The organism is Seohaeicola saemankumensis (assembly GCF_042678485.1).
Taxonomy (GTDB): domain Bacteria; phylum Pseudomonadota; class Alphaproteobacteria; order Rhodobacterales; family Rhodobacteraceae; genus Seohaeicola; species Seohaeicola saemankumensis.
In genome coordinates, this window is sequence record NZ_JBHTKR010000002.1 from 526,476 (window position 1) to 541,982 (window position 15,507).

Sequence of the window (15,507 nt, forward strand, 5' to 3'; positions counted from 1 at the left end):
GAACCCTTCCGGCGGCGCGTTCTTCTATTCCCAACCAGAGTTGAAGTTGCTAAGCCCGCCGCGGACCCGCGTGTGAGGACCCGATGACGACCATCAAGCTGCACAACACCAAGACCCGCCGGAAAGAGGTGTTCTCCCCCCTGAACCCCGACAATGTGCGGATGTATGTCTGCGGTCCCACCGTCTATGACCGCGCCCATCTGGGCAATGCCCGCCCCGTGGTGGTCTTCGACGTGCTCTACCGCCTGCTGCGCCATGTCTATGGGCCGGGTCACGTGACCTATGTGCGCAACTTCACCGATGTGGATGACAAGATCAACGCCAAGGCGGCGGACTCCAAGCGCACGATCGGCGAGATTACCGAGGAAACGATCCGCTGGTATCTTGATGACATGGGCGCGCTTGGCGCGCTGGAGCCCACCCATATGCCCCGCGCCACCGCCTATGTCGGCGCGATGATTGCCATGATCGCGGATCTGATCGCAAAGGGCCACGCCTATGCCGCCGAAGGCCATGTGCTTTTCGCCGTGGACAGCTACAGCAACTACGGCGCGCTCTCTGGCCGGACGGTCGAGGACATGATCGCGGGCGCCCGGGTCGAGGTCGCGCCCTACAAGCGCAACCCGATGGATTTCGTGCTCTGGAAACCCTCCAGCGACGATCTGCCCGGATGGGACAGCCCATGGGGCAGGGGCCGCCCCGGCTGGCATATCGAATGCTCGGCCATGGCGCATGAGCTTCTGGGCGCCAGCTTCGACATCCACGGCGGCGGTATCGACCTTCAGTTTCCGCACCATGAGAACGAGATCGCCCAAAGCTGCTGCGCCCATCCCGAGGGGGGCTTTGCCAGCGTCTGGATGCATAACGAGATGCTGCTGGTCGAGGGCAGGAAGATGTCCAAATCTCTGGGCAATTTCTTCACCGTCCGCGACCTGCTGGACCAGGGCGTGCCGGGCGAGGTGATCCGCTACGTCTTCCTGATGACGCATTACCGCAAACCGATGGACTGGACCGCCGAAAAGGCCGCGCAGGCCGAGGCGACGCTTCGCAAATGGTATGCGCTGGCGGCGCAAGCACCCAGCGGCACCGCCCCCAGCCAGACAGCGATTGAGGCGCTTTGCGATGATCTGAACACCCATGCGGTGCTGTCCGAATGCCATCAGCTTGCCTTGGCGGGTGATGTGGCGGCCCTGCGCGGCACGATGCAGCTTGTGGGATTGATGGAGGCTGGGATTCCGGCATGGGCGGCAGCGCCCGTGGTTGACTTGTCGGCGCAGTCCGACCGCCTTGCCGCCGCGCGCGACGCCGCCATGCAGACCAAGGACTTCGCACAGGTGGACCGCCTCAAGTCCGCGCTTCTGGCGGCCGGTGTCGAGGTCCGCATGTCCAAGGCCGGGGTGGAACTTGTGCCCGGCCCCGATTTCGATCCTGCAAAGCTGGAGGGGCTTGAATGATCCTTGCCGCGTTCCCAGCCGTGACGGCAGGGGGGCTGTCTGCCCCCCATGACCCTGCGGGTCATTCCCCCCGAGGATATTTCGGGCAAGAAGAAACCAGGGGCCAGCCATGACCCGCGAACGCCTCTATCTCTATGACACCACGCTGCGCGACGGGCAGCAGACCCAGGGCGTGCAATTCTCGACCGCCGAAAAGGTCACCATCGCGCAGATGCTGGATGCCCTGGGCGTGGATTACATCGAAGGCGGCTGGCCCGGCGCCAACCCCACCGACAGCGCCTTTTTCGACGCGGCCCCCCGGACCACGGCGCGGCTGACTGCCTTCGGCATGACCAAGCGGGCGGGCCGTTCGGCCGCCAATGACGATGTGCTGGCAGCCGTGATGAACGCGGGCACCGGCGCCGTCTGTCTGGTCGGCAAGGCGCATGATTTCCACGTGACCACTGCCCTTGGCGTGACGCTGGACGAGAATGTCGGGAATATCGCCGCCTCCATCGCCCATCTGGTGGAACAGGGCCGTGAGGCGCTGTTCGATGCGGAGCATTTCTTTGACGGCTATCGCGCAAATCCCGCCTACGCGCTGGACGTGCTGCGCGCCGCCCTGGATGCCGGGGCGCGCTGGGTCGTTCTGTGCGATACCAACGGCGGCTGCCTTCCGCATGAGATCGGAAGGATCACCGCCGCAGTGATCGCCGCCGGCATCCCCGGTGATCGTCTGGGCATCCACACCCATAACGATACCGAAACGGCCGTCGCCGGGTCGCTGGCCGCGATCGACGCGGGCGCGCGGCAGGTGCAGGGCACATTGAACGGCCTGGGCGAACGCTGCGGCAATGCCAATCTGACAACGCTGATTCCGACCCTGCTGCTGAAAGAGCCCTATGCCAGCCGTTTCGAGACGGGTGTCACCCTTGAGGCGCTGACGGGGCTGACCCGCGCCAGCCGCCGCCTTGACGAGATCCTGAACCGCGTGCCCTTGCGGCAGGCGCCCTATGTGGGTGCGTCCGCTTTCGCGCATAAGGCCGGGTTGCACGCCAGCGCGATCCTCAAGGATCCGGCGACCTATGAACATGTGGACCCCGCCGTTGTCGGAAATGCGCGGATCGTGCCGATGTCGAACCAGGCGGGGCAGTCGAACCTGCGCCGCCGCCTGGCCGAGGCGGGGCTTGAGGTCGCGCCCGATGATCCGGTGTTGGGGCGCATTCTGGATGTGGTCAAGACGCGCGAGGGGATCGGCTATTCCTACGATACGGCCCAGGCCAGTTTCGAACTGCTCGCGCGCGCCGAGATGGGACGCGCGCCGGATTTCTTCGAGGTCAAGCGCTACCGCGTCACGGTCGAGCGGCGCAAGAACAAGTACAACCGCATGGTCAGCCTGTCCGAAGCGGTGGTCGTGGTGAAGGTCGACGGTGAAAAGAAGCTGTCGGTCAGCGAGTCGATGGATGAGGATGGCGCGGATCGTGGCCCGGTCAATGCGCTGGCCAAGGCGCTGGCCAAGGACCTTGGCCCCTACAGCGATGCAATTGCCGACATGCGGCTGGTCGACTTCAAGGTACGCATTACCCAGGGCGGCACCGAGGCCATGACCCGCGTCATCATCGACAGCGAGGATGCACAGGGGCGGCGCTGGTCCACCGTGGGGGTCAGCCCGAACATCGTGGATGCCAGTTTCGAGGCGCTGCTGGATGCGATCAACTGGAAATTGCTGCGCGACGCGCCCCGCGGCATCCGGGTGCAGGCGTGATTACCCAAGCCATCGCCGCCTGCGCGCAACTGGTGGAAAAGGGCGACCCTGACCGGTTTGCCGCCACGATGGCGGCACCCGTGGCGGCGCGGCGGGTGCTGTTTCCGATCTACGCCTGCAACCTCGAGATCGCGCGCGCCCCATGGATGAGCGCCGAGCCGTTGATTGCGGAAATGCGCCTGCAATGGTGGCATGATGCGCTGGAGGAAATCGCCAGCGGCGGTCCGGTCAGGCGCCATGAAGTGGCAACGCCCTTGGCCGATGTGCTGGATCCCACAGGTGCCCGGCTGCTGATGGGCTGCGTTGCGGCGCGGCGTCGCGAGGCGCAACGCCTGCCCATGGCCGGGGTGGATGATCTGCGCGACTATGTGGCCGACACTGGCGGCACGCTGATGTGGGTGGCCGTGCGGGCGCTTGGCGGCACGGATGAGGTGCGGGCGCGTGATCTGGGCCGGGCCTCAGGGCTTGCGAATTACTTTCTGGGTGTGCCGCGCTTTCTGGCGCATGGGACCAATCCCTTGCCCGAGATGACGACGGATCAGTTCAATGCCCTGGTCTCGGATCATCTGGCGCTGGCACGGCGCGCAGGCGGTGGGCGGCCATCCGCGCCGCAACGCATCGCGCAACTGGCTGGCTGGCGCGCGGCGGGCATCCTGTCACGCGCATTGCGCGACCCGGCCGGGATCCCCGAAGGACGACTGGCCGAGCCAGAGGCGCTGCGCCGTCTGGCGCTGCTGCGGGCGCGCTATTTCTAGGGGATCACGCCTCTTTCGGGCGCATGGCCAGCCAGATCAGCGCGCCGGTTGCCAGAACCAGGAAAGGCAGCATCGCCATGTTGACGGCCATCCAGCCCTCCTGCGCGGTTCCGCCCGAGCAGTTCATCAGGCTGCCCGATGACAGCGAGGCCACGGTGACCCCGCCGAACACGATCAGGTCGTTCATCCCCTGCACCCGTCCGCGTTCATGGGGCGCGTGGTTTGCGGCCAGCATGGTTGTGGCGCCGATGAAGCCGAAGTTCCAGCCGACCCCCAGCAGGATCAGCGCGATGAAGAAATGTTCCAGTTCGACCCCCATCAGCGCGACGGCCCCGGCCCCGGCCAGGATCAGCATGCCAAGGCCCACGATCCGCTGCACCCCGAACCGCGCAATCAGATGCCCGGTGAAGAACGAGGGCGCATACATCGCCAGAACATGGGCGCTCACCACATTGGCCGCGTCATTGGTGGCAAAGCCGCAGCCCACCACCGCCAGCGGCGAAGAGGTCATGACAAGGTTCATCAGCGCATAGGACACTGTCGCACAGATCACCGCCACGGCCACGGCAGGTGTCTTCAGCAATTCCATCCGGCTGCGGCCACGCGGCGCGTCAATGGCGGGTTTTGGCGGCGTGGGTATGTCGAGGAAAAAGAACAGCCCCGATCCCACCACATTGACCGCGATCACCGCCAGATAGGTGCCAAGGAAGGGGATGACCATCGACTCGGCCGTGACCTTGACCAGTTGCGGGCCGATCACGGCACTGAGTAATCCGCCCGCCATCACATAGGAAATCGCCTTGGGCCGGTAGGCGTCCGACGCGGTATCGGCGGCGGCGAAACGGTAGAACCCCTGGCCGGACATGTAGATGCCCGTGATGAAGCTGCCCAGCAGGAAAATCGGGAACGAGGCCACGTAAAGCCCGTAGGCCCCGACAGCCCCGCCGATCGCGCCTGCCGTGGTGCCGATCAGGAACCCGGTGCGACGGCCGTATCTCTGCATGATCGCCGAGACGGGCGTCGCCGCCAGCATGGATCCCAGCACGATCAAGGAGATCGGAAGCGTCGCCCAGCACAGGTTGGTCGCCAGCGACTGACCGGCAAGCCCGCCAATGGTAAAGATCATCGGCATCTGCGATCCCAGAATGGCCTGTGCCATCACAAGGATTGTCACGTTGCGCTTGGCGCGGGCGTCGTCGGGGATGTATGCAGCTTCGCTCATGCGAAAGTGCTAGACCGCGCATCTGCAAGCTGCAAGGGCGATAATGCCGCGACGCGCCCGCCTAGCAGGCCGCCATGGCCGGGCGCGGCACGGGGGCCAACCCGACCGCCAGCGCCTGCCAGTCCAGCCCGTCGCGCAGGCGCACACCTTCGCCGATGCACAGGATGGCGGGCGGCTCCAGCCCGGATGCGGCAATATCCGCCTCCATCCGGCCCAGCGTCGTGTCCAGCACCTGCTGTTTCGGCGTAGTGGCGGAAACCACGACAGCGGCAGGCTCGTCCGGGCTGCGCCCCGCCGCGATCAGGCGGGCGGCGATCTGGCCTACATGTTTGATGCCCATGTAGATCACGATCATCTGGCTGCCCTTGGCGATCCCGTCCCAGTCCAGGCTTGTGGGTGTGTCGCCCGTGGCGTCATGGCCGGTGACGAAGGTCACCGACTGGTTGACCGTGCGATGCGTGACGGGAATGCCCGCATAGGCCAGCCCGCCGATCCCCGCCGTGATGCCGGGAATGATGCGGACCTGAATGCCCGCGCCGATCAGGGTCTGCGCCTCTTCACCGCCCCGGCCAAAGACAAAGGGATCCCCGCCCTTCAGCCGCAGCACCCGCTTGCCCTGTCGCGCCAGTTCGACCAGCCGCCGCGTGATGTCATCCTGCAGGGCCGATGGCTTGCCGCCACGCTTTCCGGCATATTCCAGATGCGCCTGCGGGGCCCAGTCCAGAATCTCCTGGCTGACCAGCGCGTCATAGACCACGACATCGGCCTGCCGCAGCGCGTTCAGCGCATGCAGTGTCAGCAGGCCGGGATCACCGGGACCGGCGCCGCACAGCCAGACAGAACCGGGGTTCATCACCGGCCATTGGGCATTGGGAAGGGGGAACATGTTGCTCATGATCGGAATATCGTCCTTTCATGGCGGCAAATAAAGCCGTTTTTTTGCATAATGGCGGTGTAGCAGGGCATTCAGTGGAAATTTGTTCCATATCCTGCTGCCTGTGGCCCTGTTTGGTTTCTTGCGGGGCGCGCCCGGAACGAAAACATGCCAGCGTGTGCGCCGCTGCGGGATGGGCGGTCTTTTCTGCAACGCGCCCGGAAATGCCGCGCCAAACCGGCCCGGACTGGTCTCGGGCGGCCTTTGGGGTAGTGTTCGGGCATGAGACAGACAGCAACACGGCCTGATTCGCCCCGAAAGGGCGCGCCATGACCGGGCGCATCATCCGCACGGATGCCTGCGTGGCCGAAGGGGTCGGTTGGCTGTGCCGGGCTGATCCCCGGATGGCCCGCGCCTATGAGGCCACGGGGCCGCTGCCCCTGCGCCGCCGCCCCGACGGTTTCGCGCAACTCTTCAGCGCCATCGTCAGCCAGCAGGTCAGCGTCGCCTCAGCCCGTGCGATCTGGGGCCGGCTTGAGGGCGCGGGTCTGACCACGCCCGAAGCCGTCGCCGCGCAATCCGACGATGCGCTGCGCGCCCTTGGCCTCAGCCGGCAGAAGGCGGCCTATGCCCGCGCCTTGGCCGAGGCGGCGATCGACTATGACGCGCTGCGCCACGCCCCGACCGATGACGTGATCCGGACCCTCGTGGCCGTGAAAGGCATCGGTATCTGGACGGCCGAAATCTATGCGATGTTCAGCCTGGGCCGCGCGGATGTCTTCGCGCCCGGCGATCTGGCGCTGCAGGAAGGGGCGCGGATGCTCTATGATCTGCCCGACCGCCCGCGCGAGGCGGCGCTGCGGCAGATGGCAACCCGCTGGAGCCCCTGGCGATCGGTTGCAGCGCGCATGCTTTGGGCCTACTACCATGTGCAAAAGCAGAAGGAAGGCATCGCATGACACGGGGTTTGAACGCAGAGCGCCGCGCGCCGCTATCGGGTGAGACACGTTCCGTCGTGGTGTTCCTGCATGGCTATGGCGCCAACGGGGCCGATCTTCTGGGTCTGGCCGATCCTTTGGGCGAACATCTGCCCGATACGATGTTCATTGCCCCCGATGCGCCCGAAGCCTGTGCCGGTGCGCCCTTCGGGTATCAGTGGTTCCCGATCCCGTGGATCGACGGCTCGTCCGAGGAAGAGGCCGCGCGCGGCATGCAGGCGGCGGTCGAGGATCTGAACGCCTTTCTGGACGGCATCCTCGTGGATGAGGATCTGCTGCCCGAACAGATGGTGTTGCTGGGCTTTTCCCAGGGCTCGATGATGTCGCTGCATGTGGCCCCGCGCCGCGAGGATCCCGTGGCGGGCGTGATCGCCTTTTCGGGCCGTCTGCTGCAACCCGAGGTCCTGCCCGATGAGGTGGTCAGCCGCATGCCGATCCTGCTGGTGCATGGCGACGCCGATGATGTCGTGCCGGTGCAATCGCTGCCGCAGGCCGCGCAGGCGCTGCAGGACGCAGGCTTTACCGAGGTGTTTGCCCATATCATGAAGGGCACCGCCCATGGCATCGCCCCCGATGGGTTGTCCGTGGCCCTGGCCTTCATGCGCGATAAGCTTTCCCTCTGACTGCCTGATCTTTCATCTGTCATCCGCCTGTCGCATGGCCGGTCTACCTGTCGCAGGCAGGTGGCAGGTAATGGGGCTTGCCGGATGCGCGCCACGATATATAGTCACTCTTGACGGGGCGGGTGCACCCGCTCTGGAGGCTGATTGCGGCAGACAGGGCAGGGGAGCTTTGCGCCAGATGAACGGAGACTTCAGAACGGAATTTGTCAGGGAACCCGCGATGCTGCGGCACTACCCGGCCCTGGTGCTGAATGCGGATTACCGGCCCTTGTCATACTATCCGCTGTCGCTATGGCCCTGGCAGGAAGCGGTCAAGGCGGCCTGGCTGGACCGGGTCGATATCGTGGCTGAATACGACCATGTGGTGCGAAGCCCCAGTACCGTGTTCAGGCTGCCCTCGGTCGTGGTGTTGAAAGATTACGTCAAACCCCAGAAGCGCGTGGCCTTCACGCGCTTCAATCTTTTTCTGCGGGACGAATTCAGCTGCCAGTATTGTGGGGCCAAGGGTGATCTGACCTTTGACCATGTGGTGCCGCGCGCGGCGGGCGGGATCACCAGCTGGCAGAACGTGGTTGCCGCCTGCGCGCCCTGCAACCTGCGCAAGGGGGCCAAATCCCTGCGCCATGCCGGGATGCACCTGCGAAAGCCACCGCGCGCGCCGGGGGCCGAGGAGTTGCGCAACATGGGCCGCAAGTTCCCGCCAAACCACCTGCACGAAAGCTGGATGGATTACCTTTATTGGGATGCTGAACTGGAGGCCTGATTTACCCCAATCCCAACACGAAAAAAAGGCGCCGTCTGCATCGCAGCGGCGCCTTGTTCATGTCGCGTTGTCCCAGGGATCAGCTTGCGCTGTCGGTCCCGGCAGCCTTGGCGGCGGGGGCGCTGCCCTTGGGCGTCAGCGGATCGTCCTGACGCTGCACCGAGCCTTCGAAATGCGCGCCGGATTCAATCGCGATGGTCTTGTGGATGATGTCCCCCTCGACCCGTGCGGTCGATGTCAGGCGCACCTTCAGGCCACGTACGCGGCCCACGATGCGGCCGTTGATCACCACGTCATCGGCCACGACTTCGCCCTTGATCGTGGCGCTTTCGCCGATCGTCAGCAGATGCGCGCGGATATCGCCATCAACCGAACCCTCGACCTGGATATCACCCGAGGTCTTGAGGTTGCCGGTAATGTGCAGATCCGAAGACAGAACCGACGCGGGCGGCTTGGGCTTCGGTGCGCTGGCCTTGAACTCGCTGGCCGCAGTGGCCGAAGTTTCCGGCATCGTCGGTTTGGGTGCTTCGGGCGCCTTGGGGCCCGGCTCATTGATTTTGCTCTTAGAAAACATCGTTTGCAGCCTTGATATAGATCATTGGATTGACAGCCTGTCCGCCCACGCGCACTTCGTAATGCAGGTGCGGGCCAGTCACGCGCCCAGACGCTCCCATATCACCGATACGATCCCCGCGCGATACCCTTTGTCCGACGCTCACGTTAATTTTGGACAAATGGGCGAAACGCGTCTCGATCCCGAATTCATGCCGGATCTTGACCAGACGGCCATAACCCGACTGCCAACCGGCATGGATCACGGTACCATCGGCCGTTGCGTAAAGCGGCGTACCCACGGGGCCCGCGAAATCGACACCTTCATGCATGCGCCGACCGCCGGTCTTGGGATCGCGCCGCACACCAAAGCCGCTGGTGAAGCGGAAGCCGGATTTCACCGGGGTGGCAAAGGGCGCTTTCTCGGCCGCAATGCGGTAGATGTTCAACTGGTCCATCTGGTTGAGGATCCGGTTGGCGCGTGCCGCATCGGGCGTTATCGCGTCATCTCCCCGCGTGGAAAAGCTTAAAGGAGTCAACGGACCCCCCTGGCCGGAATAGCCACGGCGCACCTGGCTGATGATGGAATCCGTGTTCAGGCCCGCAGAGCGGAACATCTTGTCCAGCGGCGAGACCGACACGGCCATCGCCTCTTCCAGCTGGCGGAAGATCTGGTCGTTCTGATCCTGCATCAGCCGGATCTCGAAGGCCATTTCATCGGCGCGGGTCAGCGCTTCTTCGGCGTCGGCGCGCACCAGGTCACGCTCGGACGCGGTTTCGGCCAGCGCCATGGACAGAAAATCGATCGCCTCGTCCGCGGCGGGGCTGGAGGCCATGACCGCGCCATTCGCCGCGGCGCCACCCTCCATCCGTTCCTTCAGCGCCGCCAGTTCGACCCGTGCCGCCTCGCGTTCACGCATGGTGCGGCGCAGGGTGGTCTGGATCACCTCGATGCCGGTTTCCATCTCGCGGCGGCGAGTTTCGGATTGCAGAAGCTGCGATTGCATCACCGAGATCTGGCCCAGTGCGGAATTGAACCGTTCCTGCGCGGCCAGCGCCTCGGCGGCGCGCGCGTCGCGTTCGCTTGCCAGAACGTTCAGCCGCATCTCGTAGGTGCGCTGATCCCGCTTGGCCTGTTCGCGGAAATTGCCCGATCCGATGCTGTCCATCAGCAGGATCGCGGTTGCGATGATCGCCCAGGCCACCACGATGGCGCTGCCGGAAAAGGCGATCAGCTGTGTGCCCGGCTTCAACCGGATGAATCGTGTGTCTGTGTCTGATCGCAGAAACAGCCGTCTTTCCGGAAACCAACGCTCTAGCGTGGCATGAACCCGGATTGCCAGTCTTGTCCTCACCAGTCTGTCCCTTGTCCCATCCCACAAGGGCGGCCGCTTTGGTCCCCACCGGGCCACCCCTGTGGAGGTGGTAAACAGACCAGACCGCTGGGGCAAGACGTTTGCGGCAAGAATGCGGACGAGATGGGCAAATGCCTGAAAATGGGCAAAAACCCGCCGACTTGTGATCAGCTTGCTGCGGCGTCCTCGGTCAGGGGCCAGTAGAAATCGGGCGGAAGGCCCGCCTCGGCCCGCTTTTCCTCGTTGAAAGGCGGCTTCAGGAACCCGTGGAAATAGCGCCGGACAAGGTCATGAAACACGTCCTTCGGGTCCAGGTCGTGGCGCCCGCACAGAAAGTGAAACCACTTCGACCCATAGGCCACATGGCTGACTTCCTCGGCATAGATCACGTTCAGCGCATCGACCGTGCGGTTGTCGCCCGCCTTGTCGAAATGCGCGATCATGCCGGGTGTCACATCCAGTCCGCGCGCCTCGAGCACCATCGGCACGACAGCCAGGCGGCCCATGATGTCGCCGGCCGTGTCGGATGCCGCCCGCCACATCCCCGCATGGGCGGCCAAGGCGCCATAATGGCTGCCCTGTGCTTCAAGGCAGTCGCATATCAGATTGAAATGCTTCGATTCTTCATCTGCGGCCTTGACCCAGTCATCATAGAACCCCAGCGGCATCGGGATATCCGTGAAGCGGGCGATGATGTCCCAGTGCAGATCAACGGCGTTCAGTTCGATATGGGCCACCGCATGCAGCATGGCGATGCGGCCCTGCGGGCTGCCGGGGCGGCGGCGGGGTACATCGCGCGGGTCCAGCAGCGCGGGCGTGACGGGGCGTGCGGGATGATCGGGCGGGTTGGCCCGCCCGATCTGAAGCGGTGTGCCGGCCGCGCGCGCCGCGCGCCAGGTGGCGGCATGGGCATGGGACAGGGCGGTTTTCGCGCGCCCGTCCGCAGTTGTCAGAACCTCGACCGCCATCTGGGCCAATGTCTTGCCGTTCATCCGCGCCCGTCCTTTCCCCAACCGGTCCCGTACCGCGCGCCTTACAGCGCCTTGGCCGCCGCAAGCACCTCCTCGGCATGGCCGGGCACCTTGACCTTGGCCCAGACCTTGGCGATACGGCCCTCGCCATCGATCAGGAACGTGCTGCGCTCAATTCCGAAGAACTTTTTGCCATACATGGATTTTTCCTTCCAGACACCGTAATCTTCGCAGACCGAGCTTTCGGCATCCGACAGCAGCGGCGCGCGCAAACCGTGCTTGTCACGAAACTTGTCATGGGTGGCGATGTCTTCCTTGGAAATGCCGAAGACCTGGACGCCGGCGCCGGTGAACTGGTCCAGCAGTTCGGAAAAGGCCTTGTTTTCTGTCGTGCAGCCCGGTGTATCGTCGCGCGGATAGAAAAACAGGACAACCGGGGCCGGGCGCAGGGCCGACAATGTGACAGTGCCGCCGCCGTCACGGGGAAGGGTGAAATCGGGGGCTTGATCCTGCGGTGCGAGCATATGTGCGTCCTCTCGTGAGCGTCATTGGTGAATTTGTGAGTTTCAAATTAGGATGTGACAGGCGACAATAAAGGCAAGTGAACGGAAGTTTCACCACAAATGCAGCGGGCGGCCAAGGCCAGGGCCCGGCAGGCATGTGAAGACCGGGGGAAAAGGGCAAGGTTCGGCCGCAGCTTGCGGCTGGGCCACAAAACACGGACAGGTGTGTCCGGACAAGACGCGCAGGCAAACAGGCAGACCGGAACGGTATGGCATCCCAGGAACAGGACATCGCGGAAGGCGCAGTCACGCCGGACGATCAAGGTGGAAAACCGGCGCGCCGCGCCGGGCGCGGTCTTGCATCCTCCATCATGATGTCGGCCCTGCGTACGGTGATGGTTCTGGCCTTGCTGGCAGGTCTTGCGGGCGTGGCGCTGTCCTGGGTGGTCAGCCGCCCGATCGTCGCGCCGGACTGGCTGCGTGACAGGATAGAAGCGCGCGCCGCCGTAGCCCTGCCGGGCCTGACCCTGGGGTTTTCCGAGCTTCAGATGGTCGTCGATGACGACTGGACGCCCCGGTTCAGGCTGCGGGACGTGTCGCTGACCGCGGCCGACGGGCTGCCCATCGTGACCCTGGGCGAGATCGAGGCGGGCGTCTCCGGCGAGGCGCTGCTGCGCGGGCAGTTGCAGCCGGGGCGCGTGACCCTGTCCGGGCTCAGGATGACATTGCGGCGCATGGCCGATGGCACTTTTGATCTGGCCTTTGGTGATGCGCTGCCCCCGGTGGAACGCGCCCCCAACCCCGCCGCGCTGATCGAAGGGCTGGACAACCTGCTGACACAGCCGCGCTTTGCCGGTCTGCGGGTGATCGACGCCGACAATCTGGGCCTGCGCTACGAGGATGCGCGCACCGGGCGTGCCTGGCAGGTGGATGGCGGCCGGCTGGAACTGCGCCGCGATGGCGATGACCTGCGGCTGCGCGGAGATGTGGCGCTGCTGTCGGGCTATGACTATGCCACATCGCTCAGCATGAACTATACCGGCCGTATCGGCACACCGGCGGCGCAGATCGGTCTGAGCTTCGAAGACATCACCGCAGTCGATCTGGCAGGCCAGTCCAGCGCGCTGGCCTGGCTTGGCGTGTTGCGCGCGCCGATTTCGGGCGCAATGCGGGTCTCGGTGGACGAGACGGGCACGCCCGGGCCGCTCAGCGTGGCCCTCCAGATCGGTCAGGGCGTCGTGCAACCCAGCGACCAGGCCGCACCGATCCCCTTCGATGCCGCGCGCGCCTACATGACATTCACGCCGGAAACCGGACAGCTGGCCTTCGATGACCTGTCGGTACGCAGCAAATGGATCACTGCCCGCGCCGAGGGGCGTGCGAGCATCGCCACGCTCAAGGATGGCTGGCCCGCAAGCCTGCTGGGGCAGTTCCGGATCCTCGACATCATTGCCGACCCCGCGGATCTTTATGAAACGCCCGTGAAACTGGAAGAGGCGCTGCTGGACCTGCGTCTGGACCTGGACCCTTTCCGGCTGTCCCTGGGACAATTGACGCTGTTCGATCAGGGCCAGCGGCTACAGCTGGACGGCCAGGTCGGGATCAGCGCCGATGGCTGGAAAGTGGCGGTCAACGGCAACATGGATGCCGTCCTGCCGCAGCGTGTGCTGGAACTCTGGCCGGAACGCCTGGTGCCGAATACCCGCAGCTGGATTGCCGCAAACCTGCACAGCGCCAGGCTGCATGACATCCAGCTGGGCTGGCGGCGAAATCCGGGTGGCGAGGACAAGCTGCACCTCGGTTTCGGGTTCGACGGGACCAACCTGACCTATGCCCCCGACATGCCCCTGCTGACCGATGCCGCCGGACAGGCCAGCCTGACCGGGCGCCGCTTCGTGGTCAGTGCGACCCGTGGCCGGGTGACCCCGCCCAAAGGCGGCGTGCTGGATATGGCGGGCACCAGTTTCATCATCCCCGACGTGGGCCAGCAGCCCGCAAGGGCCCAGGTGCGACTGGTCGGCCAGGGCAGCATCACGGCGGCCCTGTCGATGCTGGACAGCCCCAACCTGCGCCTGATCGAAAGGGCGGGCCGGCCTGTCGATATTGCCGATGGTCAGGCCGAGGTGACCGCCCTGATCGACATGCCGCTGATCCGCCCGATGGCGCCCTCCGACCTGCGCTTTGCCGTCACGGCCCGGCTGCGCGATGTGCAAAGCACCGGGATCATGCCTGGCCGGGTTCTGCGCGCCGAAACGCTTGAGGTGAAGGCCGATACCACAAGCCTGAGCATCGCGGGGCAGGGGCTTTTGGGCCAGGTGCCCTTTGACGCCACATGGAGCACGACGCTGCGCGACAATACGCGCGGTGAAAGCCAGGTCAGGGGCGCGGTGACCCTGTCGCAAGCCTTTGCGGATGAATTCAGGCTGGACCTGCCGCCCGGAACCTTCAGCGGCGCGGCCCAGGGGCAGATCGTCCTGGACCTGGCGCGCGATCGCGCGCCACGGTTCAACCTGACTTCGGATCTGGCCGGTCTGGGCCTGTCCGTACCCCCTCTGGGCTGGAGCCTGCCGCGCGCCAGCCGTGGCAAGCTTGAGGTGCGCGGCAGCCTTGGCACCCCGGTCGCGGTGGATGGGATCGTGCTGGAGGCGCCCGGACTGAACCTGACCGGATCGCTGGACCTGACACCGCAGGGACAGCTTGCCACCGCGCGGCTGGACCGGGTCCGCGCCGGGGACTGGCTGGATGCGCCGGTAACCCTGACCGGGCGCGGGCCGGGCCGCGTGCCCGAGATCGCCGTGACGGGTGGCACCGCCGACTTGCGGCGCAGCACCCTGGCCGGGTCCGGTTCCGGCGGGGGGCAATCAGGCGGGGCCCAATCAGGCGGGCCGCTGCGCGTGGCGCTGGACCGGCTGGTGATCACCGACACCATCGCACTGACAGGCTTTCGCGGTGATTTCACCACCACGGGCGGGCTGGACGGCAATTTCAGGGGCAGCGTGAATGGCGAGGCCGACGTGATCGGGCGCGTGGTGCCGATGAATGGGCGCAGCGCCGTCCGGATCCAGTCCGAAACGGCAGGTCGCGTGATCGCGGCAGCTGGTCTGTTGCGGCAGGCCCGTGACGGCACGCTCGACATGACCTTGCGCCCGGCCACCGCGCCGGGCAGCTACGATGGCACGCTGCGGGTCAACAACCTGCGCCTGCGCGACGCCCCGGCCATGGCCGCCCTGATCAATGCCGTGAGCGTGGTGGGCCTGCTGGAACAGATGAACGGATCGGGCCTGCATTTTTCCGAGGTCGAGGCGGATTTCCTGCTGACACCAGAGCGGATCATCCTGCGCGCGGGCTCGGCCGTGGGCGCGTCGCTTGGTGTCTCGATGGATGGGGTCTATGATGTCGCCGCCAGGCAGATGGATTTTCAGGGCGTGTTTTCCCCGGTCTACATGATCAACGGCATCGGATCGCTGCTGACCCGCAAGGGCGAGGGGCTGATCGGCTTCACCTACCGTCTGCGCGGCGCGCCCGATGCCCCGCAGGTCCAGTTGAACCCTTTGTCGGCGCTGGCCCCCGGCTTCCTGCGCGAGGTGTTTCGCCGTCCCTCCCCGAACGAGAGCCCCTGATGACAGCCCCTGATCGTGCCTGCACGGTTGCAGGTTCCGGGCACTATGGCTATCTGCGCCCCAGACCTTCGCC

The 15,507-nt window shown here is 65.4% G+C and carries 13 protein-coding genes; 7 read left to right on the plus strand and 6 right to left on the minus strand.

Features of this window, described 5'->3' with window-relative positions:
• The first annotated feature begins 83 nt into the window (after positions 1-83).
• From cysS to ACFQ3C_RS06380, 3 genes are all read left to right on the plus strand, one after another.
• Positions 84-1,454, plus strand: coding sequence for a cysteine--tRNA ligase (gene cysS, locus ACFQ3C_RS06370; RefSeq protein WP_380789703.1), 1,371 nt, complete (start codon positions 84-86; stop codon positions 1,452-1,454).
• 109 nt (positions 1,455-1,563) lie between these two features.
• Positions 1,564-3,198 (plus strand): citramalate synthase, encoded by a 1,635-nt coding sequence (gene cimA, locus ACFQ3C_RS06375; protein WP_380789704.1) that lies wholly within the window; start codon positions 1,564-1,566, stop codon positions 3,196-3,198.
• Entirely contained in the window at positions 3,195-3,953 is a 759-nt protein-coding gene (locus tag ACFQ3C_RS06380) for a squalene/phytoene synthase family protein (RefSeq protein WP_380789705.1), read from the plus strand. The genes cimA and ACFQ3C_RS06380 overlap by 4 nt, the downstream gene beginning before the upstream one ends.
• 4 nt (positions 3,954-3,957) lie before the next feature.
• On the opposite strand, the gene ACFQ3C_RS06385 is transcribed toward ACFQ3C_RS06380, so the two are convergent.
• Together ACFQ3C_RS06385 and cobA are read right to left on the minus strand one after the other, a co-directional pair.
• The gene (locus tag ACFQ3C_RS06385; RefSeq protein ID WP_380789706.1) at positions 3,958-5,175 is read right to left on the minus strand and encodes an MFS transporter; all 1,218 of its coding nucleotides are present in this window, start codon (positions 5,173-5,175) and stop codon (positions 3,958-3,960) included.
• Positions 5,176-5,236: 61 nt separating this feature from the next.
• Entirely contained in the window at positions 5,237-6,070 is an 834-nt protein-coding gene (cobA, locus tag ACFQ3C_RS06390; RefSeq protein ID WP_380789707.1) for a uroporphyrinogen-III C-methyltransferase, read from the minus strand.
• A gap of 308 nt (positions 6,071-6,378) precedes the next feature.
• Between cobA and ACFQ3C_RS06395 the strand changes: the two genes are divergently transcribed.
• The 3 genes from ACFQ3C_RS06395 to ACFQ3C_RS06405 all read left to right on the plus strand — a co-directional run bounded on the left by ACFQ3C_RS06395 (position 6,379) and on the right by ACFQ3C_RS06405 (position 8,433).
• Positions 6,379-7,008, plus strand: a complete 630-nt coding sequence (locus ACFQ3C_RS06395) for a DNA-3-methyladenine glycosylase family protein (RefSeq protein ID WP_380789708.1) — start codon at positions 6,379-6,381, stop codon at positions 7,006-7,008.
• Positions 7,005-7,670: an alpha/beta hydrolase gene (locus ACFQ3C_RS06400; RefSeq protein WP_380789709.1), complete on the plus strand. Its 666-nt coding sequence runs from the start codon at positions 7,005-7,007 to the stop codon at positions 7,668-7,670. Before ACFQ3C_RS06395 ends, ACFQ3C_RS06400 begins: the two co-directional genes overlap by 4 nt.
• A gap of 178 nt (positions 7,671-7,848) precedes the next feature.
• On the plus strand, positions 7,849-8,433 hold the full coding sequence (locus tag ACFQ3C_RS06405) for an HNH endonuclease (RefSeq protein ID WP_380789710.1): 585 nt from the start codon (positions 7,849-7,851) through the stop codon (positions 8,431-8,433).
• A gap of 79 nt (positions 8,434-8,512) precedes the next feature.
• Here the strand turns inward: ACFQ3C_RS06405 and ACFQ3C_RS06410 are convergent, their stop codons facing one another.
• The 4 genes from ACFQ3C_RS06410 to ACFQ3C_RS06425 form a co-directional block, all read right to left on the minus strand.
• Complete coding sequence (locus tag ACFQ3C_RS06410) at positions 8,513-9,007, minus strand: bactofilin family protein (RefSeq protein WP_380789712.1); 495 nt, start codon at positions 9,005-9,007, stop codon at positions 8,513-8,515.
• Positions 8,997-10,340, minus strand: a complete 1,344-nt coding sequence (locus ACFQ3C_RS06415; protein ID WP_380789713.1) for a DUF5930 domain-containing protein — start codon at positions 10,338-10,340, stop codon at positions 8,997-8,999. The genes ACFQ3C_RS06410 and ACFQ3C_RS06415 overlap by 11 nt, the downstream gene beginning before the upstream one ends.
• A 167-nt stretch (positions 10,341-10,507) precedes the next feature.
• Complete coding sequence (locus tag ACFQ3C_RS06420; RefSeq protein ID WP_380789714.1) at positions 10,508-11,332, minus strand: ferritin-like domain-containing protein; 825 nt, start codon at positions 11,330-11,332, stop codon at positions 10,508-10,510.
• Positions 11,333-11,373: 41 nt separating this feature from the next.
• A complete protein-coding gene (locus ACFQ3C_RS06425) occupies positions 11,374-11,835 on the minus strand; it encodes a peroxiredoxin (protein ID WP_380789715.1) in 462 nt (153 codons plus the stop codon).
• A gap of 248 nt (positions 11,836-12,083) precedes the next feature.
• On the opposite strand from ACFQ3C_RS06425, the gene ACFQ3C_RS06430 reads away from it, so the two are divergent.
• Entirely contained in the window at positions 12,084-15,434 is a 3,351-nt protein-coding gene (locus tag ACFQ3C_RS06430) for a YhdP family protein (RefSeq protein WP_380789716.1), read from the plus strand.
• Positions 15,435-15,507: the final 73 nt, after the last annotated feature.

Excerpts from the sequence above, each read along its gene's own strand:
- cysS (WP_380789703.1), top strand. The coding sequence starts at position 84 with ATGACGACCATCAAGCTGCACAACACCAAGACCCGCCGGAAAGAGGTG.
- cimA (WP_380789704.1), top strand. The coding sequence starts at position 1,564 with ATGACCCGCGAACGCCTCTATCTCTATGACACCACGCTGCGCGACGGG.
- ACFQ3C_RS06385 (WP_380789706.1), bottom strand. The coding sequence starts at position 5,175 with ATGAGCGAAGCTGCATACATCCCCGACGACGCCCGCGCCAAGCGCAAC.
- cobA (WP_380789707.1), bottom strand. The coding sequence starts at position 6,070 with ATGAGCAACATGTTCCCCCTTCCCAATGCCCAATGGCCGGTGATGAAC.
- ACFQ3C_RS06395 (WP_380789708.1), top strand. The coding sequence starts at position 6,379 with ATGACCGGGCGCATCATCCGCACGGATGCCTGCGTGGCCGAAGGGGTC.
- ACFQ3C_RS06400 (WP_380789709.1), top strand. The coding sequence starts at position 7,005 with ATGACACGGGGTTTGAACGCAGAGCGCCGCGCGCCGCTATCGGGTGAG.
- ACFQ3C_RS06405 (WP_380789710.1), top strand. The coding sequence starts at position 7,849 with ATGAACGGAGACTTCAGAACGGAATTTGTCAGGGAACCCGCGATGCTG.
- ACFQ3C_RS06410 (WP_380789712.1), bottom strand. The coding sequence starts at position 9,007 with ATGTTTTCTAAGAGCAAAATCAATGAGCCGGGCCCCAAGGCGCCCGAA.
- ACFQ3C_RS06420 (WP_380789714.1), bottom strand. The coding sequence starts at position 11,332 with ATGAACGGCAAGACATTGGCCCAGATGGCGGTCGAGGTTCTGACAACT.
- ACFQ3C_RS06425 (WP_380789715.1), bottom strand. The coding sequence starts at position 11,835 with ATGCTCGCACCGCAGGATCAAGCCCCCGATTTCACCCTTCCCCGTGAC.
- ACFQ3C_RS06430 (WP_380789716.1), top strand. The coding sequence starts at position 12,084 with ATGGCATCCCAGGAACAGGACATCGCGGAAGGCGCAGTCACGCCGGAC.